Source organism: Pseudoalteromonas sp. OOF1S-7 (genome assembly GCF_022347765.1).
In the GTDB taxonomy this organism is placed as follows: Bacteria; Pseudomonadota; Gammaproteobacteria; order Enterobacterales; family Alteromonadaceae; genus Pseudoalteromonas.
Genome location: NZ_JAKRFZ010000007.1, coordinates 174939 through 199712, shown reverse-complemented (window position 1 = coordinate 199712; position 24774 = coordinate 174939). Strand labels below are relative to the sequence as shown.

Here is a 24774-nt window from a genome sequence, read left to right as displayed (position 1 = left end):
GTGTGAGGAGAGGGTGCCATGGCACGCGGTGTAAACAAAGTTATTTTGGTTGGTAATTTAGGCCAAGATCCTGAAGTACGTTATATGCCTAACGGAAACGGCGTAGCGAACATCAGTATTGCAACGACCGACAGTTGGAAAGATAAAAACACAGGTCAGTTGCAGGAGCGCACTGAATGGCACCGTGTAGTGCTATTCGGTAAGCTGGCAGAAGTCGCAGGCGAGTACCTGCGTAAAGGATCACAAGTCTATATCGAAGGTCGCTTGCAGACACGTAAGTGGACAGATCAAGGTGGACAGGAGCGTTATACCACAGAGATCGTTGTAGACATGGGTGGCCAGATGCAAATGCTGGGCGGCCGTGGTGAACAAGGTGGCGGCCAGTACCAGGGTGGACAGCAGGGTGGTCAAAACTATGGCCAGTCTAACCAGTCTAATTATGGCAACCAGGGTGGTCAGTCTCAGTATGGACAACAGCAGCAGGGCGGTTTTGCACCTCAGCAAGCACAACAGCCTCAGCAAAACCAACAACAAGGCGGCGGTTTTGGTGGTGGTCAGTCTATGGGTCAGCAACCACAGCATAGCGCACCTTCGCAAGGTGGCTTCGCGCCTCAGCAAGGCAATGCTGGTGGCAATGCGAACAATAATGCAAGCGGCAGTGCCAGTAACCCGATGGAAGCCCCCATCGACTTTGATGATGATATTCCGTTCTAATCAAAGATAAAAATATAAGTGTTGAAAAACAGCCTAAAAAGCCGCTATTTAGCGGCTTTTTAGGCTAATAGAAAATGAACGGTAAGAATAGCGCGCATAAGTGTGCATTTTAATTTGAAGTTGTCTTCTGATCGCTAACAGTCCCAAATTTTCTTGAAAAATGGGCTGCCATTTGTGACGCTAGTTGACAAATGCAGGCAAAATCCGCTCAGCTACAATTTGCTGTGTTGCATGGTCAACGTGATGCGCTGTTATTGCAATAATTAAGTCTAATTCTTCAATCAAAATGATGTATATTCCACCCCCGCCTTGCGCAGAGACACTCGAATATTTTTGATCCTTGTATTGAAGGTCTGAACTCCACCAATAGTAACCATAACCCTGATTAGAGACGTCTTTGCCATCACCGAAAATTTCATCATCTCCTGTGGTGATAAGTTTACTTGTGGATCGGGTCATAAAATCACGGTTAATTATTTGCTTGTCTTTCCATTTGCCTTTGTTTGCCGCGAGTATGCCCATTTTGATCATATCCCTCGATGTTAAGCTCGACCTCCATATCGACTCGGGTAATCCACTCGGTGCCGTTTTCCAGTGAAAATTGGTAATGTCTAATTGTCCCAATAGCTCTTTCTCAATGAATTTTTCAATATTGCCGGGTATAACCGCCTCGATTACCTGCATAATCAGCTGAGGACCAATATCGTAATAAAAGCTTTTCGATTCGGGCGTTATGGCTGCACTGTTTTCAAAAAGAAATTGAATTTCTTTTTGCCCTTTGACTAATGGAGGATTCTCCATCATAGACTTGCGGGTTGCATCGCTGATACGAAGACCGGTTGTCATGGTTAAAGCCTGGTGTAAGGTAATCTGGCTTGCACCATCAACAAACTTTGAAGCGTCCAGCTTGTTCAGAAAGCCTGCCACGGGCTTATCTAAATCATCCATGCTGAGGTAACCCAACTGAATGGCACGACCAAGCAACATGCCTGTATAAGCTTTAGTAACGGATGATTGGGGGTGTGATAAATCTACGCGGCCTCTGAGGTAATATGACTCAAACAACAGCTTGCCCTTATGGTGAATTAGAAGGCTGTCAAAATTACCGTGCTGTTTTTTGGCAAGTTCGTCAGCCAGTGCAAGGATATTGGCTTTTTTACCGCCGTCAATGCCCAACTCACCAACCGCTAAGCCATCGCTTCTTGGAGCTGGCTTAACATCAATGAAAGCTTGTGGTAGTACCGAGATATCCCAAAACTCACGATTTATTTCAGGTTGCCTCCAGTGTCGTATTATTGCTTCCTCATCGCTGGCCGTTGGTGCCGTTTTATTTACTGGCTTTAAATGTACTTCATTACCCATGCTTGCAAAGCTACAGACAATAAAAGGCAGTAGCAGTTTGTATTTCACGCGCGGCATAACTTCTCCATATAGTTCTATTTTATTGATGAATTTCAAGATGAACTGCTTTTAACTGCATTAATTTGCGATGGATAATGTAACTTACTGGGGGCAGCTGATATAGCAGGCAAAGAATCCCGGTCGCAACAATGGGCCCTATTTGCCTTGCTTCAAAGCTATGATTTGCAATATGCATGATGCTCCATATGTAAGGAATGAAAGCAAGTGAATAACCACATACAGCGAGTTTTGTTATGGAAGCTTGCTGTTCTTTATATAAATAGAGGAGCATTGCGATACTGAAGAATGAGATGAGTAAAGACTCGAAATGGATAAACATCCCCCATTCAGCCAGCGCTAATATGTCCCAGAAGTTGTGCCAAAAATGTGTACTAAATAGTGCCGTATGAATTTTCCCTTGTAACAGTTCATCCCAAAACGTGTCAGAAATAGAGGTTGGGTCGCTCAATATGGACAGCAACACAATTAAACCTGCGGTCATAATGAACATGATAAGTGGTAAGTAAAAATTCAATCGCCCCAACATTTCAACAGAAACCAACTTCTTCTGCAGATAAATTCTGCTTGTTTCAAGAGCCTGTTGCCAATACCACAGATTTGCGCGTTTAATATTTTGCTTTGCCAGTAAATTAAACTCTTCTTCGAGGTCACCCAGAACGCTTTCTGCCAGTCGATTAGGGAGCAATATAGAGAGAACTTTATTCGCCAAAGCTGGCGGTTTGATATCGGGTTCCTTGTCAGAGTAGAGGCTCATAGCTACCCCTTCTGGCATAAAGAATGTCGAATAGAGAGCCCTTGCCACAACGTGTCCATGGCCTGTCTGGCACGATTAAGGGCACTGTGGCCTTTTGCAGTCACTTTGAAATAGCGTTTTGCTCGCCCGCCTCGCTGAGCCGTGGCTTCACCCAGCCGAGATTCCACCATTCCCTTACGTTCTAATCGCTCAAGTGTTGAATAAAGCGCGCCAATGGCAACATCGCGATTCACTTGTTCTGCCAATAGTTGCCTAATCGCTGCACCATAAGCTGCATTTTCAAGGTGAAGTAATGCAAGCATCGTCATTTGTTCGAATTCACCTAAGAATTTATCTTTTTCAGACATAGCATTAAGCCTTTAAAGTTTTTTTCTTTTTTACTACAAAATAGGAATTTAATGCAAGGTATTATTACTACAATGTAGTTTTATTTTGAGTTGCATGGTCTACTGAAGCGATAACTTAGGTTTGTGTGAAAGACAGAGAAATAGCACGAATAGGATATATGAGAGTTAGTAAGCGCTCAGATTGATGGATTAAAATGTCATCGTTATAACGCTGGTGGTGATGCGTCTATGAGCCTGCAGAGGAATCTGCGTCTACAACTTGAGTTTTAGCGGGACTTGAACAAAACTTGAAACAGGATTCCAAGGCTTGTGTAGTGGTATGCGTCGATTTTTTAGGTCAGGCAATGAAGTTTATTCCGGGTGGGGGGCGCGCGCGGTGGGCTTGATTGTCTGGCTATTAGTCAACGGTGCACTGTGGCAGTTTACGCATGCACAGATCGTACAACAAGCGGGTCAGTTACAAAATCATTTCAGCCAGTTAGGTACATCGGTGAGCGCCGAACGCTCAGGAGAATTTACGACGCTGATCCAGCACTATGGTTTTGCAGACGAAGTGCAGACAGCCAACGCCTGGCTCTGGTTGATAGACAGCGTCCCCTTTCAGTTTTCCAATGTTGAACTGTATTTGTCACCAGCTCCAATTCTACAAGATTGTTTACCTGTTGTGTTATTTATAAACTTATTGGTCCTCGCGGCAGGCTATTTACTTTTCAGATGGATGAGAAACCTATCTCGTACTGGGCTTTCTGTTGCTCAAGCTCAGGCTGTTACTTCGGCGCTGGCAACTGATACGCAAGCTAAAGCCCACGCTGTAGAAGCAAACCGTAAAGTGTCTGTGTTTGCGATGCTCAAGTGGCGCCAGGCACTGCCCGAGGAGCTGGATCCACAAAGTCACTTTAGTGTTACACTGGCGCGATGTTTTTCAAAGTATGAACGGTGTTCTTGCAAATATTTGTCGTCTGGTGCACTGGTGATGACGCTGGCACCGGTTGATAAAGTGGATGTTGATGCACTGGCACGTCGGATCCATGAGGTGGTTTATCAGGCTTTGTTGTCTTTTCGTCCGGATCTGTCACGCAGTGCGGTGAAGTGTGGTGTATGTTTTTATGCCAAGGGGGCGGATCAGGCCATGGTGTATCAGGTGGTGCGTTCGGCACTGAGTATAGCGCAAAGTAACGTCTGGCAACATGTACATATTATGCCGCTGAATCATACCTTGAGCACGAGCTTGCGGCGGGCTGAAAGTGAGATTATTGATGATATAAAGGCTGGGCGCTTTATGTTGTTCTTTCAGCCGCTCTTTGGTTTTGCGCAACAGGATGTTATCCAAAGTGAAGCGCTGTTACGGGTGCGTCATCGATCTTTGGGATTAATGTCTGCCGGACAGTTTATTCACAAAATTCATCAGGCTGAACATCTCATGCTGTTGGATAAAACCATGGTACGCCACGCGCTTAATGCCCTAGCGAAAGAACCGGCCGGTTTTTCTGTCAGTGTTAATTTACATGTGCTCAATTGGAGCAATGTGGACTTCATTGATTGGCTGCGTGAACAGGTCCGGGCATCGGGTCGTGCGGGCGATATTGCGTTTGAACTGACGTTAGGGGATTTCTATCAGCATGAAGTATATGCAGGTCAGGTACTGACGACTTTATCTGAGTTAGGTTGTCGGTTTGTCTTGGACCATGTTAATGCGTCTGTAAATCTAGAGGCGTTACGAGGCTTTGGTAAAGTAACTGCGCTTAAACTAGCATTTGAGCTTATCCATGAAGTGCATCATTCGGCCAAGCGGCGCAGTGTGGTACGTCAGGTTGTGGCGCAGGCCAAAGAGCTGGGCGTACCTGTTTACGCCGTGGGTGTAGAAACCAAAGAAGAATTTGAATGTATCACTAAATTGGGTGTTGATGGTGCACAGGGATACTATTTCAGCGCGCCTCTACTTCAGTTGGAACAGAGCCTGTAACACCGTGCGTATCTTATGTCGGTCAAATGAGCTGACGATAACGCAGTCCATCTAAGCCCTGTAATCCGCCACTGTGGATCGCAATGATCTGGCTTCCGCGTGGAAAATACCCCTGCACAATTAATTGCCAGATGGCGAACATCAGCTTACCTGTGTAAATGGGCTCTAAGGGCAAGGCATGCTCCTGGCGCATGCGTTGGCAAAATTGCCACAGTGGCGCGGAGAATTTGCCATATCCGCCATCGTGATAGTCATGTAAGAGCTGCCAGTTAGAGCGCGTTGCTGCGCGTGGGTTTAACCTTAATACCTCATCGTGCAGATATTGCGCGCCTTTTAGTACCGTAACCCCCAATAACTGGCACTCGTCGTCTAAGCCTTCAATCATACCGGCCAGCGTACCGCCGCTGCCCACAGCGCAGCAGACATAATCACTCGATGGCAGGCTCTGAGCCAATTCTTTGCATCCGCCAAGGGCGTGTTGATTGCTGCCGCCCTCGGGAATAATAAAAGTATCAGGAAAGCGCGTTTGTAACTGTTGCAGGTAATCCGTTTCATTGCGCTGCCGATACTCCAGGCGAGAGACTGGGTGCAATGTCATACCGCAGGCTTTAGCGAAGCGGATTGTGGGACTGTTTAAATCCAGTTGTGGCCCACGGATAATGGCGTTTCCCTGAATACCAAACTGTTTACAGGCCATCGCTGTGGCATAGAGGTGATTGGAAAAGGGTCCTGCAAATGTGAGTAAAGCCGATTTATTTTCTTGTGCCATTGCTGTGAGGTTGTATTTCAGCTTGCGCCACTTATTGCCCTGAATTGTCGGATGGAGCAGATCGTCGCGTTTAACGTGCAGTGAAACGCCCGCGGCGTCGAGTTCCGGCGCGCGGATCTTGTGTAACGGAGACTCAGGAAAATCAAGCTTGTCCATCTTAGGTTCAGTCTGTGTAGTTTAGTGTCTCATACCCGCTATTATTTCATGAAAATCTTGGTAGAACACTGGTAAGGAAGTGGCTAATAGTTGTAAACTCAGATATTAATTGTGCTAGGCTTGTGTTTTGCTTCTTAAGTACATAGCATTAAGCGCTAAATTATAAAAAATAACAAAGACCAAACAACTGCCGCTGTTGGGAATGGAATTTATGCAAATTGCTCCTTTATCTCTTTTTGTCTCTGCGACCCTTTTAACTTTAAGTGTGTCGGCGCAAGATACTGCAACTGTGACTGCCATTGAATCTGAGCGCACTGAAAAGCAAGCTGAATTAGATAACTACACTCAGGTACTCGACAAACACCTGAGTGAAGAAACACGCTTACAGGCGCAGCTAGATCTGCTGCGACAGCGTTCTGCGGAGCTGGATAAAGAAAAAAACCAGGCGCTTGATGCAATGAATGATATCTACCGGCGTTTGATTGATGATCCCTCTTTGGATATCTCAGCGGCACAAAGCAGATATCAGCAGGCAGTTGCGGAGCATAAGCAGAATAAAGAAGACATTGTGATGCAGTTGGCGGCGATCGCATCACACCGTAAAGACATTGAACAAATCCGCGTCACCAAACATACCTTAGTTAATACCATTGCCAGTCTGAATGACCAACTTGGCACCGCCCGGATAGAGCGTTTGCGTAATGAGTTCAGCCGTGAAGGTACGCTTGAGGTGGATCACACCATTAATTGTAAGCGCACAGAAACGCTGGCTGCATGTGAGCAGCGTGGTCAGCAGCTGGGTCTGCAAAAGGCCACCAAACATTTCATCGACCAAATTTTTGCCAATCTGACAGAGCAGCGTGTGGTGGAGCCAAAGCGCCATCTTGCGGGCGCGCAGGTGCAGGTTGTCAGCAGCCATGTGGTGGGGAGCGCGTTTAGCGGACAGGGTAACTATAGCGTCAACCTGAGTGTGACGATGCGCGGCGATGTGAATAACAGTCGTTTATGTAGTTTGCTTAATCTGGATAATCGTTACTGTAGTGAGTACGGATCACCGTTGGCACTGGGTTATCAGGCCAGCTACCCGACTACATTCAGTGATGAGCAACTAACATTTTCAAATGAATTGTCAAAAAGTGCTCCTGTGGTCAGTGTGGCAAGAATGTCTGCGGCCCCGGATATCTCGACAGAAGTTGCACCTCAGCCGCCAAAAAATCGTGAAATCGAACTGACATTGCGTTCTAACGTGTATGACGACGAAGTATTTATTAATGGTGTCAGTTATGGCTCGACTAAGCTGGTGGTGAACCTGCCGACTGGTATGCATGACATTGAGGTACGTAAACTCGGGTATGAGCCATATAAGGCCAGTCTAAATTTGCGACGAGCACGGACTCTAAACGCCCGGTTGGTAAAAAAGCCTGAGTCGATTGCTGCACCGACACCAAAAAGCGAGCAAACTCAACCTACACAACAAGCCAGCGCTTCGCAGCCCGTTAAAGTGGTGAGCCCTGATCGGTTCGTCAATGAAACGGTGATCATTCCTGCTGGTAGCTTTAAGATGGGCGATCTGACGGGAAATGGTCTGGCTAATGAGCGGCCTGTGGTAGAAAAAGTACTCAGTCATTCCTATGTGATGCAAAGTAAAGAAGTGACGGTTGCCGAGTTTCGTCGTTTTATCGATAGTTCTCAATACGTGACCGAAGCCGAGAAAGGTAAAGGCTGCGCGCATTACAAAAACGGTGAACCCGTCTGGGAGATGGATTATAACTGGCGCTCACCTGGCTATGAGCAGGGTGAAGATTTTCCGGTTGTCTGTGTGTCATATGAAGATGCCAAAGCCTATTCGAACTGGTTGTCTGGCGATCAGGGGATGCAGTATCGCCTGCCTAATGAAGTCGAGTGGGAGTATGCTGCTCGTGGTGATACTACCTCAGAATACCCCTGGGGCAACGAAATTGGTCGCAATCAGGCAAACTGTGGCTGGTGTGGCAGTGAGTGGTCAAATAAAAGCCCGGCTCCAGTCGGGCAATTCTCAGCCAATGCTTATGGACTATACGACACCGTTGGAAACGTCTGGGAATGGACGCAAAAGCGCGCTTCACAGGATGATGTAACCGTGCGTGGTGGCGCCTGGAACTTTGCCCCGAGCCTGGCGCGCGTTTCTACGCGGTTGGCTCTGGCACCAGATTTCCGGGCCAATTACATTGGTTTTAGATTAGTAAGAGAACGCTAAGGCTGTCTAAGCATGCCGGTGAGGCAGTGTTATTCATGCTTATGTAGCTGTGTCACAGACACAGAGTGAAAAATTTCAACGCAGTGGCTTGGTCCACTGTATGGTTTGCAAAAAGAATTCTTAAAGGTTACCCAGCCTCATGTTTAAAAAACTACGTGGACTATTTTCAAACGACCTGTCGATCGACTTAGGTACGGCCAACACCCTGATTTATGTAAAAGAAGAAGGGATCGTGTTGAACGAGCCTTCCGTTGTAGCGATCCGTCAGGAGCGCGCGGGTGGACCAAAGAGCGTTGCTTCTGTGGGCACAGCTGCAAAGCAAATGCTTGGCCGGACACCAGGCAATATTAAAGCCATCAGGCCAATGAAAGACGGTGTAATAGCTGACTTTTATGTGACCGAAAAAATGTTGCAGCATTTTATAAAGCAGGTTCACAATAATAACTTTATGCGCCCGAGCCCGCGTGTGCTGATCTGCGTGCCGTGTGGTGCAACTCAAGTAGAAAAGCGTGCTATTCGCGAATCTGCGATGGGGGCAGGTGCCCGGGAAGTGTACCTGATTGAAGAACCAATGGCGGCGGCTATTGGTGCTGGCTTGCCTGTGTCTGAAGCAACCGGTTCTATGGTGGTGGACATCGGTGGCGGGACCACAGAAGTGGCTATTATCTCACTGAACGGTGTGGTGTACTCGTCATCTGTACGGATTGGTGGTGACAAATTTGATGAAGCCATTATCAATTATGTGCGTCGTAACTTTGGCAGCCTGATTGGTGAAGCGACGGCTGAGCACATCAAACACGAAATTGGCTCTGCCTTTAAGAGCGAAACACCGGTTGAGATTGAAGTGCGTGGTCGTAACCTGGCTGAAGGGGTGCCGCGTTCATTTACCCTGAATTCCCACGAAATTCTCGAAGCCCTACAAGAGCCGCTGATGGGTATTGTCAGTGCAGTGATGGTCGCGCTGGAACAGTCTCCGCCTGAGCTGGCATCAGATATTTCAGCGCATGGTATGGTGCTGACTGGTGGTGGCGCATTACTTAAAGACCTTGACCGCCTGTTAATGGAAGAAACCGGGATCCCGGTGGTGGTTGCGGAAGATCCACTAACTTGTGTAGCCCGTGGTGGCGGTAAGGCCCTGGAAATGATAGATATGCACGGTGGTGACGTATTTAGTTACGACTGATGAACCTGCTATTCGGACGTACCATTTCTCTACAACTGCGACTTACGGTCGCAGTTGTGCTTAGCGTACTGCTGATCCTGGGTGATCGCTACACCTCTGGCGGTACGCTGGTGCGGACCAGCCTCAATACCTTAGTGAGTCCGCTGCTCTATGTGGCGAATGTGCCCTATGAAGTGTTTTCCTTGGGTGCCAAAAGCCTGGATACCCGCGACAGGCTGTTCCAGGAAAACGAAGCATTACGAAAAAAGCAACTGCTGCAAAGCGAACAGCTTCAGCAGTACCAATTCCTGCTGCGTGAAAACCAACAATTGCGCGCATTGCTTGGTGCCTCTTCTCGGCAGCAAAGAGCTCGCCTGATTGCCGAAGTCTTGTCGGTGCGTTCCAGCCGTTACAGTCACCAGGTGGTGGTTAACCGCGGTGCCATTGATGGGGTGCTGGAAGGGCAGCCGGTTATCGATGAAATGGGTATTGTCGGGCAGCTTACTCAGGTGGGCAGTACCACATCCCGGGTACTTTTAATGACCGACACCACGCATGCCACACCGGTACGTATTCTGAGAAATGATGTACGTACTGTGGTGGAAGGGACAGGCAAAATTAACCTGGTACAACTACAGCATGTGCCCCATAGTCTGGATATTCGTCTCGGTGATATTCTCGTCACCTCAGGTCTGGGTGGAACTTTTCCTGAAGGGTATCCGGTTGCCGTGGTGACAGAAATCGACCGTGATGAGGGGCTGCCTTTCTCTAAGGTGTATGCCGAGCCGGTCGCTCAATTGGATCGTATTCGATTACTCGTGATCCTGGGCAAGGTCGCCAGTAAGGAGCCTGATGCATGAACCGAAGTTATGCGCTGGTCGCCCTGAGTTTGTTTATTGCGTTAATTATGGCGCTGATGCCGCTGCCTTTTTCCATTGAACCATTTCGTCCTGACTGGGTCCTACTGGTATTAATGTACTGGTCCATTGCCTTGCCTCACAGGGTGAATATTGGTTGGGCATGGTGCACGGGACTAATTATGGATCTGGCAACGGGCTCTCCGTTGGGCGTGAATTCACTGACCTATTCTATCTGTTTATACATTACGACGAGTAATTTTCAGAAGATCAGAAATTTTTCAATCTGGCAGCAGGCGGTCCTCATTGGCTTGTTTTTAGCTTTGTACCATCTACTGCAGTTTTGGCTGAATCATTTCCTGCTAGACATTTATTTTAACCCCAGATATTTATGGCCAGCCTTGGTGGGTATGCTTTGCTGGCCCTGGGTTTTCCTGTTATTACGTAAGTATCGCAGGCATTTTAGGATCCGCTAATGACATCAACACTCTATTTAGCTTCAGCATCACCACGCAGGCGTGAGCTGCTGGCTCAACTCGGCTATACCTATTCGCAATTTTCGGTGGATGCAGATGAAAGCCAACTGCCCGACGAGGTACCACTGGCCTATGTAGAGCGTCTGGCGCGTCTGAAAGCGACCAGCGGCGTGGCGATGGGCTACCAGGATGCCCCGGTGCTGGGCAGTGATACAATCGTGGTTCTTGAGCAGCAGGCACTGGGTAAGCCCAAGGATAAACAAGATTTTGTCACTATGATGCAGGCCTTGTCAGGTAAAACACATCAGGTGATGACAGCGATTGCCGTGGCAGATACAAAGCGTGTACTGAGCCAGACTGTGATAACAGATGTTACATTTAAACCCTTGAGTGATCAGGAAATTGAGCAATACTGGCACAGTGGCGAGCCGCAAGACAAGGCGGGAGGCTATGGTATTCAGGGACTGGGAGGGCGGTTTGTTACTCAGTTAAAGGGTAGCTATTTTGCCGTCGTCGGCTTACCTTTATACGAGACGGATGAACTGATTAAAGCATTTATGGCGGGTGTAGATGAGTAGTGAGTTATTGATCAATGTGACCCCCAGCGAAAGCCGGGTTGCACTCATTGAAAACGGTGTTCTGCAAGAAGTGCAGGTAGAGCGGGTCGGCAATTTGGGGATTGTCGGCAATATATATCTGGGTAAGATAAGCCGGGTTCTGCCGGGCATGCAGGCTGCCTTCGTTGACATAGGACTTGAAAAAGCCGCATTTTTGCATGCTTCAGACATAGTCAATAGCGCGTCTATTGAAGAAGGTGTTGACGATCAGCCCATCAAGAAGGTGCAGGATATTCGCGAGCTGGTTAAACAGGGCCAGTTTATTATGGTGCAGGTGGTGAAAGATCCGATCGGTACCAAAGGGGCACGACTGACAACAGATATCACCATTCCGTCACGTTATCTGGTGTTTATGCCGGACGCCACCCATGTGGGTGTCAGTCAGCGAATTGAAACCGAAGAAGAGCGTAGTCGGTTGAAAAAAATTGTAGCTCAATACAACGATGAAAATGGCGGTTTTATTGTGCGCACAGCGGCTGAGGGGGCGGCAGAAGCAGAACTGCAGCACGATGCCGAGTTCCTCAAGAAGCTGTGGCAAAAAATCATCAAGCGCCGTCAGAAAACCAGCAAAGCCAGCATCCTCCACGAAGACTTGACCCTGGCATTTCGTACTCTCAGAGATTATGTCGGTGAAGACATGGAGCGTATCCGGGTTGATTCCAAATTGACTTATCAGCAACTCAAGGACTTTACTGAGGAGTTTGTGCCCCAGTTGTCGCAAACGCTTGAGTACTATCCCGGGGAACGGCCAATCTTCGATCTGTTTGATGTCGAAATCGAGATTCAAAAAGCACTACATCGTAAGGTAGAACTGAAATCTGGTGGCTATCTTATCTTTGATCAGACCGAAGCCATGACCACCGTGGATGTTAACACCGGTGCTTTTGTTGGCCATCGTAATCTGGAAGAGACGATTTTTAATACCAATGTGGAGGCCACATCGGCCATTGCACGACAGCTCAGGCTGCGGAATCTCGGCGGGATCATCATCATCGACTTTATCGATATGATCTCGGATGAACACAAGCGTCGGGTGCTACATTCACTTGAGACGGCACTGGCGAAAGATCGCGCTAAGGCCAATATCAATGGTTTGTCGGCGCTTGGCTTGGTTGAAATGACCCGCAAGCGGACCCGCGAGAGCCTCGAACATATTTTGTGTGATGTTTGTCCTGCCTGCTCTGGCCGTGGTTCACTCAAAACGGTTGAAACCGTATGCTACGAGATTTTACGCGAAATTGTGCGCGTAAATCGTGCTTATGATGCGGATAAATTCATGGTTTACGCGTCGCCGGCGGTCAGCGAAGCGCTGGTGAACGACGAGTATCATAACCTGGCAGAGCTGGAACTGTTTATTGGTAAACAGGTCAGTATTCAGACTGAGAGCCTGTACAGCCAGGAGCAGTTTGATGTTGTCATGATGTAGTGACATGATGCAGGTTAAGGCGGTTTGCTTTTTTTGTGTGCGAAAAATGTGGCAGGTTTTTGCTGTCACACTGGTGTTGCTTGCCGTGTTGGTATCCCTGGTCAAGTACAGCCTGCCTTATGCTAATGAGTATAAACAAGATATAGAAGCGCTGGTTTTACAGCAGCTGGGCGTAGAGCTAAACATTGGCAGCATTAGTGCCAGCTGGCAGGGAAATGGCCCGGCTTTGGTGCTACGTGATGTCAATTTTGAAGACAACGTGCGCTCACCGATTTCTCTGCACATCGCACAAACCAGTCTGCAGCTAAACCTTGTCGAATCTGTCCGACAATGGCGACTGGTGTCTAACTATTTTGTGTTAGATGGGTTCGATGCCACCATAGATGTCAAAGCCATGGCGCAAAGCATGGAAGGAGGCAGTGGCGAGTTTGAGCAACAAGCGCTGATCGAAGAGCTGTTTCTCGGCGATACCGGGCATTTTGCTGTGCAAAATAGTCAGGTTACTTTACTGATTGCAGATGATAAGTCACACACCTTGCTGGTGCCAGATTTGATTTGGCAAAACAGTGCCGATATGCATCATGGCGAGGGGCAGATTTCTTTCCCCGGGTTGTCAGAAGGGCAGCTGAATGCACGTTTTCGTTTTCATGGTCAGCAACTCAATGCCATGGCTGGCGACATCTTCATAGATGCGCAGCAGGTTGAGGTAATGAGCTGGCTACAGGCTTATCTTGACCCTCAATACACGGATGTCAGCGCCAGTGTTAATTTGCAGCTCTGGGCGCGGCTGGAACAGGGTAAGCTGGGAGATGTTGTGCTCGACTGGCTACCCAGTGATATCAGCTGGCAACAGGCACAAACGAGCAAAAAACTGGCTGTGCAGAGTGGCACTTTGCATTTGCAGCCAGCACAAAGCGGCTGGGCGCTGGGTAGCTCCGAGTTGCAGCTATCCCAAAATGGACAACCCCTTGCTCCTCTGAGCCTCCAGGGGCAATTTAGTGAGACTGAGCGTACTGTGTGGATGCAAGGCCTGGACCTTGCGTATGTGACTCAATTGCTCTCACTCACGCACTTCGACTGGGCAAAGCATGTTAAGGCCTTATCTCCAGGTGGTCAGGTAACGGCGGCCAGAGTGTCAATGGGAAGCGATACCCCGATGTCTCTGTGGCTTGCAATACAGGACGCCGACTGGCGTCAGCGTGGTGGCATTCCGGGCTTCTCCGGGCTCAATGCTGAATTAACACTGACATCAGAGCGTGGTGTGCTGAGTCTCAGTGCGCAAGACCAGATGCTGCAGGTAGAAGAGCAGTTTATCGCCCCGATTGCCGTCAATGAACTGAACGGAGACATTCACTTTTATCGTGATGAAGCGCATACGTGGCATATGTTGTCAGACAATCTGTGGCTCAGTAATGAGGATTTAAGTGTTGCACTGGAAATGCACTTACACTTACTTGAAGAGCCGGTGCTGGATTTATATGCCGATGTATTTGGTGGCGATGCCAATATCGCCGGGCGTTACTTTCCGCTGCAGTTGATGAATAAAAATCTGGTCAGTTACTTGAGTAATGGCATCCAGGGTGGCCGGCTCCGGCATACTCAGGTGCTGTTGTCCGGACCGTTGGCAGAATTCCCTTTCCGAGCGCAGCATGGCCGGTTTGAAGTGCTGGCCCGGATCGATCAGGCTCAGTTTGCTTTTGCGCCGGACTGGGCGGCCCTGCATAACGGCGATGTGACATTACATTTTGCCGATGAGCGTATGGACATCACAGTCAATGGCGGCGAGCTGCTCAATCAAACGTTAAGCCGCGGTGTTGTGGTGAGTCTGGCTGATCTTGAGCAAACCGATCTGTTGACCGTCAACATAGCGCACACCACAGAGGCCAGTACGCTAGCTCCTTTTTTCAGCGCCACCCCGATTGCCGATCCATTGGCGGATATTTTACAGGTGGCGCAAGTACAGGGGGATGTCACAGGCAATGTGGACTTGTTGATCGATTTGACTTCGCTGGATGTCAACGTCATGGGGGCGGTTGAGTTCAATGACAATGCGCTTTATCTGGAACAGCCGGGGATGGCACTCGATAAACTCAGCGGCACGCTTAAATTTATCGATGATAACATTGAGCTGGATAATACCCGGGCACTGTGGCGTGGGATGCCCTTGCTGTTTAGTTTATCTGGGCAGGGAGACAGTGCGCGCTATCAGCTTGAGATAGATACACGTCTCAGTGCAGCCAGTGACAAACTTATGCCACTGACCCTGGGGCTGATGGATGGCTTTATCGAGGGCAAAGCCCTGCTGGCAGGGCATTTAACGCTCGACTTTACGGCGCAAGGGTTCAGTTATGATGCGAACTTTACATCGGACTTGCTTGGCACCCGCGTTGACCTGCCAGCGCCAGTTGGCAAGCTTGCTGACGAGCGTGTGCAGTTAACAGCACAGGTACGTGGCGATGATATTTCCAATTTGATCAGTGTGGCACTCGGTGAGCAGCTTTATTTCGATGGCATTCTGGACAATAACAGTGGTTTGATTGAACGTGCACAGCTTATCTTTGCAGAGCATAACCGCGCATTAAGCCAGCCTGGGTTTAACATTGTTATCTCTCAGCCTCAACTTACTCTGGCCCCCTGGTTACCTTTTATTGACCGCATTATAGAGCAGGTAGCGCAGCCCTCAGAACAGCCAGCTATATTGCCTGCCTTTGGCGAATTGAGCGCTCAGGTCGCCCAATTCAATGCACTTGATATGGGGTTTAATGACTTTGAACTGAGCCTGCGACCTTATGCTGGCGGATTGTTGGCGCGTCTGAACGCGAAAGAGTTAAGAGCGCAAGTACAGTTCCCAGAAAGCAAAGCAGGGCAACCGATCCAGATCCAGGCTGACTACCTGAGACTCAATTTGCTTGAGCCGGCTGGCGATGACGCTGTGGACGAAGCCGCTGAAACTGCAAAAACGACAGCCGAGCCAGACGCCTCTGAGCAATGGCTGACGACGGTTCCGGCCATTGAATTTAACTGTGATGATTGCCGCATTGCCCAGTACCAGCTCGACAGGGTTAATCTGGCTTTGCAGGGGGATGGTGAAGCCTTACAAGTACCCAGACTACGAGTGGACAAAGGTGACCATGTGCTAAAAGGCAGTGGCCGCTGGCACGAAGGTCGCTCGCAGTTTAACGGCACGCTAGAGAGTCGCGACTTTGGTCAGCTCATGGAAGAATTTGATATTACCTCCAGTGTTCAGGATTCAAACGCAGATATTGAATTTGCGCTGAGCTGGGCCAAGGCGCCTTACGAGTTTGATGTTGCCAGCCTGGATGGCTCGGTGAAGTGGCAACTGGGTGAGGGGCACCTGGCGGAGATCAGCGATCAGGGGGCCAGGGTGTTTTCTCTGCTGAGTCTGGATTCGCTGGTTCGTAAGCTCAAACTGGATTTCCGCGATGTATTTGCCAAAGGTTTTTTCTACAACCGAATCGAAGGCACCTTTGTACTCAACAAAGGGGTTGTGTATACCCAGGACACGCAGCTGGATGGTGTACCAGCCGATTTATCGGTCAAAGGATATGCTGATCTCAACAGTAAAGCCATTGATTACGAGTTGTCGGTGGCGCCGCAGGTCACGTCGAGTCTGCCCGTGATTGTCGGCTGGATGGTCAACCCGGTGACCGGGTTGGCAGCTCTGGCGCTGGATAAGGTGATCCACTCCGCGCGGGTCATTTCTGAGATTAAATTCAAAGTGACCGGCACCATGGATGAGCCGGTGGTGACCGAGCTGGATCGTAAGAGCCGTGAAGTGGAGTTACCCAAACCGCCGCAAGCACAACCGACTGAGCCTGGACTGCCAGCAGATCCGCAGGGCAATGAGCACGTACAACCACAATCGGGTGTAGCATTACCAGATTCAGAGAATCAAGAGCAAGGTACAGCGTCGCCCCAAGCGGACAAGCAGCCTGAGTCTGAACAAGCTGAGGGGCCACTTGACCCGGCTTCCGAGTCAAAATCAGAGGAAAAGCCATGAAAAACGGCCATATCTACGCTGTGCAAATGTGTTCAGGAACACAGCCTGAGGAAAACTTTGCACGGTTAAGCGCGTTACTCCGTGCACAGACGTTTACGTTGCCTGCTCTGGTATGCCTGCCCGAGTCATGGCTGGCCTTTTGTGAAACCCCGCAACAGACGCTGGCATATGCTGAACACAGTCAGCACTGGGTAGCACAGCTTCAACAGCTTTGCCGGGAGCTTGATATTTGGCTGGCAGCGGGCACCATCGCCATCAAAGAAGGTGAAAGCCGCTATTATGCAGCCAGTCTGCTGTTTAACAATGAAGGGGTTGAAGTTGCACGCTATAATAAGATCCATCTGTTTGATGCGGATGTGGCAGATAATGCCGGGCAATATCGGGAATCAACCCTGACCTGCGCTGGTGAGGACGTGGTCACCGTAGCCAGCCCTTTTGGTCGTCTTGGCATGAGTGTGTGTTATGACATACGTTTTCCCGGGCTTTATCAGGCGATGCGTGAGCAGGGCGCTGAGGTTTTACTGGTACCCAGTGCCTTCACGACTGTGACCGGAGAAGCACACTGGCAGCCCTTGTTACAGGCGCGGGCGATAGAGACACAATGCTATGTTGTGGCTGCGGCGCAGGTGGGACATCATGAGAATGGCCGACAAACTTATGGCCACAGCCTGATAGTGTCTCCGTGGGGCGCTTGTTTAGCAGAAGCCCCTGAGGGGGTTGGCGTGATCCATGCGCAACCAGACCTGACTGAGCTGCACGCCATCCGGCAGAAAATGCCTGTAGCGGCACATAACCGATTTAAGAGCGATTTTTATGAGTAATTTTGGTAGCGAGCACGTTGAACAACATTTACTGACCGACAGTGAGTTATCCCGGGAGCAGTTACAACGGACGCTGGCGTACATTCATCAGCACAAAGTGGATTATGCCGATTTGTATTTTCAGTCCAGCTATCATGAGACCTGGGTACTGGAAGACGGCTCTGTGAAAGAGGGCAGTTATAACATTGAACGCGGTGTTGGAGTGCGTGCTGTCAGTGGTGAGAAAACCGGTTTTAGTTACTCAGATGCCATTAACATTGAAGCGCTGAACCAGGCTGCGATGGCGGCCAGAAGCATTGCGCAGCAAGGCGAAGACAAACAGGTACAGGTGTTCAGCGATGTTAAAGCAGCTACTCAGTTCGAGGCAACCCAGCCATTACTGAGTATGAGCGACACTGAAAAAGTGGCGTTGTTACGGGAAGTCGAGGCTGCGATCCGGGAGCTGGCACCGGAAGCGGAGCAAGTTGTTAGTTCGATGTCTGCGGTATACGAGGAAGTCTTAGTTGCCGCCAGTGATGGCACCTTTGCAACCGATATCCGCCCCTTAGTGCGCTTGAACTGCTCCGTGTTACTGGCGAAAAATGGTCGCCGTGAGCGAGGCAGTGCCGGTGGTGGCGCGCGACTGGATTACCACTATTTCCGTGAGCTGGTCGATGGCAAACCGCGCTGGCAGCATTATGTTAGCAAAGCAGTTCATCAGGCCAAAGTGAACCTGGAAGCCGTAGATGCGCCGGCGGGTACTATGCCCGTGGTACTAGGCGCAGGCTGGCCGGGTGTTTTACTGCACGAAGCAGTCGGTCATGGTCTGGAAGGCGACTTTAACCGCAAAGGCGCTTCGGCATTTAGCGGGCGGGTTGGCGAGCAAGTCGCCTCCAGTCTGTGTACTGTGGTAGATGATGGCACTATGAGCAACCGCCGTGGCTCGCTGAATATTGACGATGAAGGCACACCAGCAGGTTATAACGTGCTGATCGAAAACGGCGTGCTAAAGGGCTATATGCAGGACAAGCTCAATGCCCGATTGATGGGGGTTGCACCAACCGGTAATGCCAGGCGGGAGTCCTATGCACACCTGCCGATGCCGAGAATGACCAACACTTACATGCTGCCGGGTGAACATAGTCAAAGTGAGATTATTGCGTCGGTCAAAAAAGGGATCTTTGCGCCTAACTTTGGTGGTGGTCAGGTGGATATTACGTCGGGTAAATTTGTATTCTCTGCTTCTGAGGCCTATCTCATTGAGGATGGTAAAGTGACGCAGCCGATCAAAGGCGCCACGCTGATTGGCAATGGCCCGGATGTGATGCAGAAAATCTCTATGGTTGGTAAAGATCTGGAACTGGATACCGGCGTTGGAGTATGTGGCAAAAATGGCCAGAGTGTGCCCGTTGGAGTCGGTCAGCCAAGCCTGAAAATAGATGAACTCACTGTAGGTGGGACCGCCTAGGCGGGACAGCTTAACCCGGTAACCCGCAGTATTGCACGACAAGCGTGCCATACTGCGGTACGGCTTACCTTTATGGCTATGGCAGGATCAGTTCCTTAAGTAACTGAAACAGCTCTTTGTAGCCTTTTCCTGGCTTCTCTGCCTGATGCTCTTTCTTAGCCTGGCGCACCAGTTGCCTGAGCTTCTGACGCTCCAGTGTCGGGTGTGCTTCAAGTAGGGCATTGATCTTCTCATCACCCTTGGCGATGAGTTCATCCCTTAGTTTTTCAACCTGATTGAGCAGTACTTCCGCCTGGTTATTTCTGTTCAGTAACAGATCCAGGCCTTGTTGCAACTCTGCCACATTACTTGTGGTACGCAATTGTTTGGCGACAAAGTTCAGGTGACGGCGATACGCATCGTGCTTACCGCGTAGCTTGTCTGCCAGTTCCATAGCGGCAACCAGCTCAGGGCTGAGAGGCAGCTTTTCTCTTTGCTTTTTGCCCAATTGCGCGATATCAACGCCCAGTTGGTGATATTGCTGTGCATCGCGTTTTAATTCGCTTTTGGAGACGTAGATGATCTCTTCTTCTGGCTCTTGGGTAGGTTTTTTAGCCATATTTAGTGCACTTACTTCAGTTACTCGTGTACAGATTATACCAGAAGTCAGAAAAAGCAGTCACGTATACATTAATACATAAAGACATAAGGCAGGCAGCTGTTGCCCGGCAGAATCTTTGCCTGAGTCACAGCGCATCGGCGCAGGCTGTGTTAGGATTATAGCAGTACTATGATTTGTGGAATAAAAACATGAGCCAGCAACAAGATCCCATCTGGACGCAGATTGATGAAGTAAAACAGGCAGTGTCTGATGTTCTGGACTATGCAAAGCAACTGGGGGCAACGTCAGCGGAAGCGTCGATGAGTCGTACCTCTGGTTTGTCTGTCAGCACCCGCATGGGGGAAGTTGAAACGATTGAATTTAATCAGGACGGTGGACTGGGTCTGAGCGTCTATGTAGGCCAACACAAGGGCTCTGCGTCGACGGCGGACTTGGGTCCACAGGCCTTACGCTCTGTGGTAGAAAAGGCGGTTGAAATTGCCAAGTTCACATCAGATGACCCCTGTAATGGGGTGGCTGACGCAGACTTAATGCCAACCGACGTGCCGGATTTAGATCTTTTTCATCCCTGGGCACTGACCCCGGAAGAAGGTGTAAAGCGCTGTTTAGAGGCGGAGCAGGCGGCATTAAATTTCGATCCACGCATCGTGAACTCGGATGGCGCCAGTGTGGCCAGCCACCAGGGTCTGCGCGTTTATGGCAACAGCCATGGTTTTCTGGCCGGATTTCCACGCACCCGACATACTTTGAGTACTATGGTCATTGGCGAAGAAAATGGGGTGATGCAGCGCGACAATGCCTACTCAATTACGCGTGTGCATACGCAGCTGAGAGATGCCGCCTTGGTGGGGATCGAGGCCGCGGAGTCGACGCTTGCCAAGCTCAACAGCCGTAAGCTGAATACTATGCGGGTGCCTGTGGTGTTCCGTGCAGATATTGCCAATAGCCTGTTCGGTCATCTGGTGTCTGCGATTGGCGGTGGTGCCTTGTATCGCAAGTCGAGCTTTTTGCTCGATAGTCTGGGCACTGGTGTATTTGACCCTTGTGTGTCTATCAAGGAGCAACCGCACCTGAGCCAGGCGCTGGCTTCTAGCCCGTTTGATGCGGAAGGTGTACGTACGGTTGAGCGCGATATCATCAAAGACGGTACGCTGGAAACTTATTTGTTACCCAGCTATGCAGCGAGACGTCTTGGTATGCGCAGCACAGGACATGCCGGTGGGATCCATAACTGGCTGGTGCAGGCCACAGAGCCGGATCTGGCGGCGCTGTTACGTACTATGGACCGTGGCTTACTGGTTACTGAACTGATGGGGCAGGGGGTGAATACAGTAACCGGTGATTATTCTCGTGGTGCGGCTGGTTTCTGGGTTGAAAACGGCGAGATCCAATATCCGGTCAGTGAGATCACCATTGCCGGTAACCTCAAAGAGATGTTCAGGTCAATCAAAGCCATCGGTGGAGATATCGAAACCCGTGGTGCTGTGCAAACTGGCTCGGTACTGATAGACAGTATGCAAATTGCCGGTCAGTAATCTACAGCACTGAGTGTCTGGCTGCTTAAACAAGCAGCCAGGTTGCGGTGCCCAGGAAGGCAAAAATACCGACAATGTCGGTGACTGTTGTCAGGACAACACTGCCAGCCAGTGCCGGATCTATGTTCATTTTTTTCAACATTAGCGGAATACTGGCTCCGGCGATCCCCGCGGCGACCAGGTTCATAAACATAGCAAAGGCAATCACACCACCCAGTACAAAATCCCACTGCCATAAAGCAATCACACCGGCAATCAGCAAGGACCATAACAGGCCATTCAAAGCGCCAATGGCCAGCTCTTTACCCAATAAGAAGCGCTGGTTGGTGGCGTTAACATGACCCAGGGCAATACCACGGATCACCAGTGTCAGGGTCTGACTCCCCGCAACCCCCCCCATGCTGGGCACTATGCCATTTAAGACCGCCAGGATTGGCAGAATATCTAAGGTCCCTTCAAAAAAGCTGGCAACAAATGCGGCCATCAGTGCCGTGAGCAGGTTGATCCCCAGCCAGATTGAGCGACGCCGGCTACTTTTCCACACCGGTGCGAAAGTATCTTCTTCATCATCAAGACCAGCCATACTCATCAGGCTATGCTCGGCATCTTCACGAATAACATCAACGATGTCATCGATGGTGATACGGCCCAGCAAGTGTGCGTTATCGTCGACCACAGGGGCCGAGATCCAGTTGTGCCGCTCAAACAGCTGAGCAACATCGCTTTCGTCCATCGAGATAGGAATGGTCTCTCGCTCTTCATTCATCAGTTCATGAACCAGCTTATCTGGCTGGCTGGTAAGGAGCATGCTGATGGAGAGCGCTCCCAAAAAGCAGTTGTCTTTATCTACGACATAGAGATCATCGGTGCCATCCGGCAGATCGCCCTTCAGGCGTAAGTAACGTAACACGACATCCAGTGATACATCCGGGCGAATGGTCACTGTATCCGTGTTCATCAGTGCACCGGCGGAGTGCTCCACATAAGACAGGGCTTGTGTGGCCCGGGCTCGGTCTTGAGAGTCCATAGCACCGATTACGTCCTGATAAACGGGATCCGGCAGACTCCTCAGGACCTCACCGAGATCATCGTCGTCCATGTCCTCTGTTGCAGCCGCAATGAGCTCAGGTTCCATCTTGGCAATGATGCTGAGCCTGACATCTTCAGACAGCTCTTCCAGTACATCACCCTGTATATCCGGGTCTACCAATTGCCAAAGCTGTGTTCTGACCTTGTGCGGGGAGGATTCAAGCAGCAGTGCGGTGTCGCAGGGCGGAATTTCGGCTAATGTGCGCCTGACTTGAACAAACTGACCACTGTTGAGGGCATTAGTAACTTGCTGCAATAGTTCCAGTGTGTAGTCTTGTTCAAAAACTTCAGGCATAGGCGTCCCAGATTGGATAGTCGACAATTAGCTTTATCATGCATGTATAGCGCATTGATTATAGGCGTATGATAATTATAGCTGTTTGAATATCAATTGGTATAACTAAAAAAGGGGAGATAATCGCAAGAGCGTGACAGTCTAATATTGCCGGGTTATAGGCCTTGTGTGGTAACGACTATTCGGATTCGTTAAATTTATCGGCTATCAGGTTACCTATGGCGTTCAGGGCACGTCTGGCGTCTGGCCCTTCGCAAACCACTTTCACCTCTTTACCCTGACTACTTTCAAGCAGTAGTAACGCCAGCACACTGTCTCCTTCGGCTTCTTTACTACCCTGGAACAAGGTGATATTGGCGTCAAACTGGGCTGAAAGCTCAGCCAGTACACTGGCTGCGCGGGCATGCAGTCCCAGTTTATTTTGGATTAGAAAAGTATCTTCAAAGCGTTGGGTCATTTTTCTTGTTCGCGGTGATGGATCTTCACATTGCTATGAGTACGGGCAAAGCGCTCACCCAAAGTCTGAGCGAGATAGACAGAGCGGTGTTGTCCGCCAGTGCAGCCAATCGAAATCGTCAGGTAACTGCGGTTGTTTCGCTCAAGGTGCGGTAGCCACGTTTGTACAAAGGTTTGTATTTGCCAGGTGAACTTTTGCACCAGGCTGTGGCTGGCCAGATAATCGATAACGGGTTTATCTAAACCTGTTAACGGTTTAAGTTCAGGCTCCCAGTGTGGATTGGGTAAAAAGCGGGCGTCAAAGACATAGTCCGCTTCTTTTGGAATGCCATGTTTGAAGCCAAAAGATTCAAAGGTAATGATTAACTGCTTATCTTTTTTACCCAGGATTTTCTCCCGGATGCGCTCAGCCAGTTGGTGGATACTCATATCTGTGGTATCTATGGTGATATTGGCGCGACGGATAAGCGGATCAAGCAGCTCTTTTTCTTTCTTAATCGCTTTGTCCAGCGACAGATCGGCTAATGACAGCGGGTGCAGACGGCGGGTTTCAGAAAAACGACGGATCAGAATTTGGTCTTCGCTATCCAGGTAGAAAATATTGGGCTCGGCAAATCCCGGCAGGTATTCCAGAATATCGTCGAGCTCTTGTTGATCTTTTGGCAGGTTGCGTACGTCGACGCTCACAGCAATTTTATCATAACTGTCCGACACACTGCGCACCAAGGCGGGCAACAGGTTGACCGGGATATTATCGGCGCAGTAGTAACCCAGGTCTTCCAGTACGCGAAGGGCGACTGATTTTCCTGAACCGGAACGGCCACTGACAATAATTAGCTGCACTGAAACTCTCCGTTAGTTGTCAAACTCTTCAATTATCGAAAATAACTCCTGATCATTGTGAGCTTGTCTAATACGTTTACAAAACACCTTGTTTTTAAGTTTATCAGCGATTGTTGCCAAGGTCTGCAAATGTTGTTGATTTTCTCCCTCGGGTACGATGAGTGCCACAAAAATGTCGACGGGTTGATTGTCGATGGCGTCAAAGGCAATGCCCTGTTGGTTTACAAGAAGCATAGCGACTACTTTATCTATGCCGGGAAGACGACCGTGTGGCAGTGCAATTCCCTTACCTATGCCGGTGCTGCCGAGTTTTTCTCGGCTTAGCAAAGCATCAAGGATATCATGGGGATTGCTGTCAGGAAGTTGGCTCTGAGCCAACTCACTGATGTATTCTAAAATGCGTTTTTTGCTATTAAAAAGGACCGCAGCTTTGCTGCAGTCCTGTGAAATCAATGAGCTTAGTTTCATGATTAGTGTCGAGTTAGCTTCTCTTTGTGCTTGATCACCTGACGATCAAGCTTGTCGATAAGTCCGTCTATTGCGGCATACATATCCCGGTGTTCGGTTGAGGCAAAGATCTCTCCCCCGTTCACATGTAATGTGGCTTCTGCTTTTTGGATCAGCTTTTCGACATCTAGGATAACATGCACATTATTGATGTGATCAAAGTGCCTTTCTAGCTTCGCAAACTTGTTTGTTACATAGTCTCTTAACGAATCGGTGATTTCTACATGTCGACCAGTTAAATTTAGTTGCATAAGCATTTT

22 protein-coding genes are annotated in these 24774 nt (G+C 49.4%); 12 read left to right on the top strand and 10 right to left on the bottom strand.

Annotated features, from left to right (window positions below):
• Window positions 1–18 precede the first annotated feature (18 nt).
• Window positions 19–714, top strand: coding sequence for a single-stranded DNA-binding protein (ssb, locus tag MHN33_RS12540; protein ID WP_239398315.1), 696 nt, complete (start codon window positions 19–21; stop codon window positions 712–714).
• A 180-nt stretch (window positions 715–894) separates the two neighbouring features.
• Here the strand turns inward: ssb and MHN33_RS12535 are convergent, their stop codons facing one another.
• The 3 genes from MHN33_RS12535 to MHN33_RS12525 are packed head-to-tail and all read right to left on the bottom strand — an operon-like array spanning window position 895 to window position 3237.
• A complete protein-coding gene (locus tag MHN33_RS12535) occupies window positions 895–2172 on the bottom strand; it encodes a serine hydrolase (protein WP_239398314.1) in 1278 nt (425 codons plus the stop codon).
• Window positions 2156–2890 carry a permease prefix domain 2-containing transporter gene (locus MHN33_RS12530; protein WP_239398313.1) on the bottom strand — a complete coding sequence of 245 codons (735 nt, stop codon included), beginning with the start codon at window positions 2888–2890 and terminating at the stop codon, window positions 2156–2158. Before MHN33_RS12530 ends, MHN33_RS12535 begins: the two co-directional genes overlap by 17 nt.
• A gap of 2 nt (window positions 2891–2892) precedes the next feature.
• Window positions 2893–3237 carry a helix-turn-helix transcriptional regulator gene (locus MHN33_RS12525; RefSeq protein WP_239398312.1) on the bottom strand — a complete coding sequence of 115 codons (345 nt, stop codon included), beginning with the start codon at window positions 3235–3237 and terminating at the stop codon, window positions 2893–2895.
• A 319-nt stretch (window positions 3238–3556) separates the two neighbouring features.
• Here MHN33_RS12525 and MHN33_RS12520 point away from each other — a divergent pair, with 319 nt between their 5' ends.
• Entirely contained in the window at window positions 3557–5200 is a 1644-nt protein-coding gene (locus MHN33_RS12520; RefSeq protein WP_239398311.1) for an EAL domain-containing protein, read from the top strand.
• 22 nt (window positions 5201–5222) lie between these two features.
• Here the strand turns inward: MHN33_RS12520 and MHN33_RS12515 are convergent, their stop codons facing one another.
• Window positions 5223–6125 carry a pyridoxal-phosphate dependent enzyme gene (locus MHN33_RS12515; protein WP_239398310.1) on the bottom strand — a complete coding sequence of 301 codons (903 nt, stop codon included), beginning with the start codon at window positions 6123–6125 and terminating at the stop codon, window positions 5223–5225.
• Window positions 6126–6336: 211 nt separating this feature from the next.
• Between MHN33_RS12515 and MHN33_RS12510 the strand changes: the two genes are divergently transcribed.
• From MHN33_RS12510 to tldD, 9 genes are all read left to right on the top strand, one after another.
• Entirely contained in the window at window positions 6337–8361 is a 2025-nt protein-coding gene (locus MHN33_RS12510) for a formylglycine-generating enzyme family protein (RefSeq protein WP_239398309.1), read from the top strand.
• Between the two features lie 139 nt (window positions 8362–8500).
• Window positions 8501–9544 (top strand): rod shape-determining protein, encoded by a 1044-nt coding sequence (locus tag MHN33_RS12505; protein WP_054014269.1) that lies wholly within the window; start codon window positions 8501–8503, stop codon window positions 9542–9544.
• Window positions 9544–10383 carry a rod shape-determining protein MreC gene (mreC, locus tag MHN33_RS12500; RefSeq protein WP_239398308.1) on the top strand — a complete coding sequence of 280 codons (840 nt, stop codon included), beginning with the start codon at window positions 9544–9546 and terminating at the stop codon, window positions 10381–10383. The genes MHN33_RS12505 and mreC overlap by 1 nt, the downstream gene beginning before the upstream one ends.
• On the top strand, window positions 10380–10856 hold the full coding sequence (gene mreD / locus MHN33_RS12495) for a rod shape-determining protein MreD (protein WP_125558565.1): 477 nt from the start codon (window positions 10380–10382) through the stop codon (window positions 10854–10856). The genes mreC and mreD overlap by 4 nt, the downstream gene beginning before the upstream one ends.
• A complete protein-coding gene (locus MHN33_RS12490) occupies window positions 10856–11434 on the top strand; it encodes a Maf family protein (protein ID WP_239398307.1) in 579 nt (192 codons plus the stop codon). Before mreD ends, MHN33_RS12490 begins: the two co-directional genes overlap by 1 nt.
• Window positions 11427–12899: a ribonuclease G gene (rng, locus tag MHN33_RS12485; protein ID WP_010386650.1), complete on the top strand. Its 1473-nt coding sequence runs from the start codon at window positions 11427–11429 to the stop codon at window positions 12897–12899. The genes MHN33_RS12490 and rng overlap by 8 nt, the downstream gene beginning before the upstream one ends.
• Window positions 12900–12945: 46 nt before the next feature.
• The gene (locus MHN33_RS12480; RefSeq protein ID WP_239398306.1) at window positions 12946–16920 is read left to right on the top strand and encodes a YhdP family protein; all 3975 of its coding nucleotides are present in this window, start codon (window positions 12946–12948) and stop codon (window positions 16918–16920) included.
• Window positions 16917–17741: a carbon-nitrogen hydrolase family protein gene (locus MHN33_RS12475; RefSeq protein WP_239398305.1), complete on the top strand. Its 825-nt coding sequence runs from the start codon at window positions 16917–16919 to the stop codon at window positions 17739–17741. The genes MHN33_RS12480 and MHN33_RS12475 overlap by 4 nt, the downstream gene beginning before the upstream one ends.
• A complete protein-coding gene (tldD, locus tag MHN33_RS12470) occupies window positions 17734–19188 on the top strand; it encodes a metalloprotease TldD (protein WP_239398304.1) in 1455 nt (484 codons plus the stop codon). The genes MHN33_RS12475 and tldD overlap by 8 nt, the downstream gene beginning before the upstream one ends.
• Before the next feature lie 76 nt (window positions 19189–19264).
• Here the strand turns inward: tldD and yjgA are convergent, their stop codons facing one another.
• The gene (yjgA, locus tag MHN33_RS12465) at window positions 19265–19786 is read right to left on the bottom strand and encodes a ribosome biogenesis factor YjgA (protein ID WP_239398303.1); all 522 of its coding nucleotides are present in this window, start codon (window positions 19784–19786) and stop codon (window positions 19265–19267) included.
• Between the two features lie 191 nt (window positions 19787–19977).
• Here yjgA and pmbA point away from each other — a divergent pair, with 191 nt between their 5' ends.
• On the top strand, window positions 19978–21324 hold the full coding sequence (gene pmbA, locus MHN33_RS12460; RefSeq protein WP_239398302.1) for a metalloprotease PmbA: 1347 nt from the start codon (window positions 19978–19980) through the stop codon (window positions 21322–21324).
• A 25-nt stretch (window positions 21325–21349) separates the two neighbouring features.
• Here the strand turns inward: pmbA and mgtE are convergent, their stop codons facing one another.
• From mgtE to hpf, 5 genes are all read right to left on the bottom strand, one after another.
• On the bottom strand, window positions 21350–22708 hold the full coding sequence (mgtE, locus tag MHN33_RS12455) for a magnesium transporter (RefSeq protein WP_239398301.1): 1359 nt from the start codon (window positions 22706–22708) through the stop codon (window positions 21350–21352).
• A 178-nt stretch (window positions 22709–22886) separates the two neighbouring features.
• Window positions 22887–23165 carry an HPr family phosphocarrier protein gene (locus MHN33_RS12450; protein WP_239398300.1) on the bottom strand — a complete coding sequence of 93 codons (279 nt, stop codon included), beginning with the start codon at window positions 23163–23165 and terminating at the stop codon, window positions 22887–22889.
• Window positions 23162–24007, bottom strand: a complete 846-nt coding sequence (gene rapZ / locus MHN33_RS12445) for an RNase adapter RapZ (RefSeq protein WP_046005315.1) — start codon at window positions 24005–24007, stop codon at window positions 23162–23164. The genes MHN33_RS12450 and rapZ overlap by 4 nt, the downstream gene beginning before the upstream one ends.
• Window positions 24008–24019: 12 nt before the next feature.
• Window positions 24020–24475: a PTS sugar transporter subunit IIA gene (locus tag MHN33_RS12440; protein WP_239398299.1), complete on the bottom strand. Its 456-nt coding sequence runs from the start codon at window positions 24473–24475 to the stop codon at window positions 24020–24022.
• Between the two features lie 2 nt (window positions 24476–24477).
• Window positions 24478–24765 carry a ribosome hibernation promoting factor gene (gene hpf / locus MHN33_RS12435; protein ID WP_010386630.1) on the bottom strand — a complete coding sequence of 96 codons (288 nt, stop codon included), beginning with the start codon at window positions 24763–24765 and terminating at the stop codon, window positions 24478–24480.
• Between the last annotated feature and the right edge of the window lie 9 nt (window positions 24766–24774).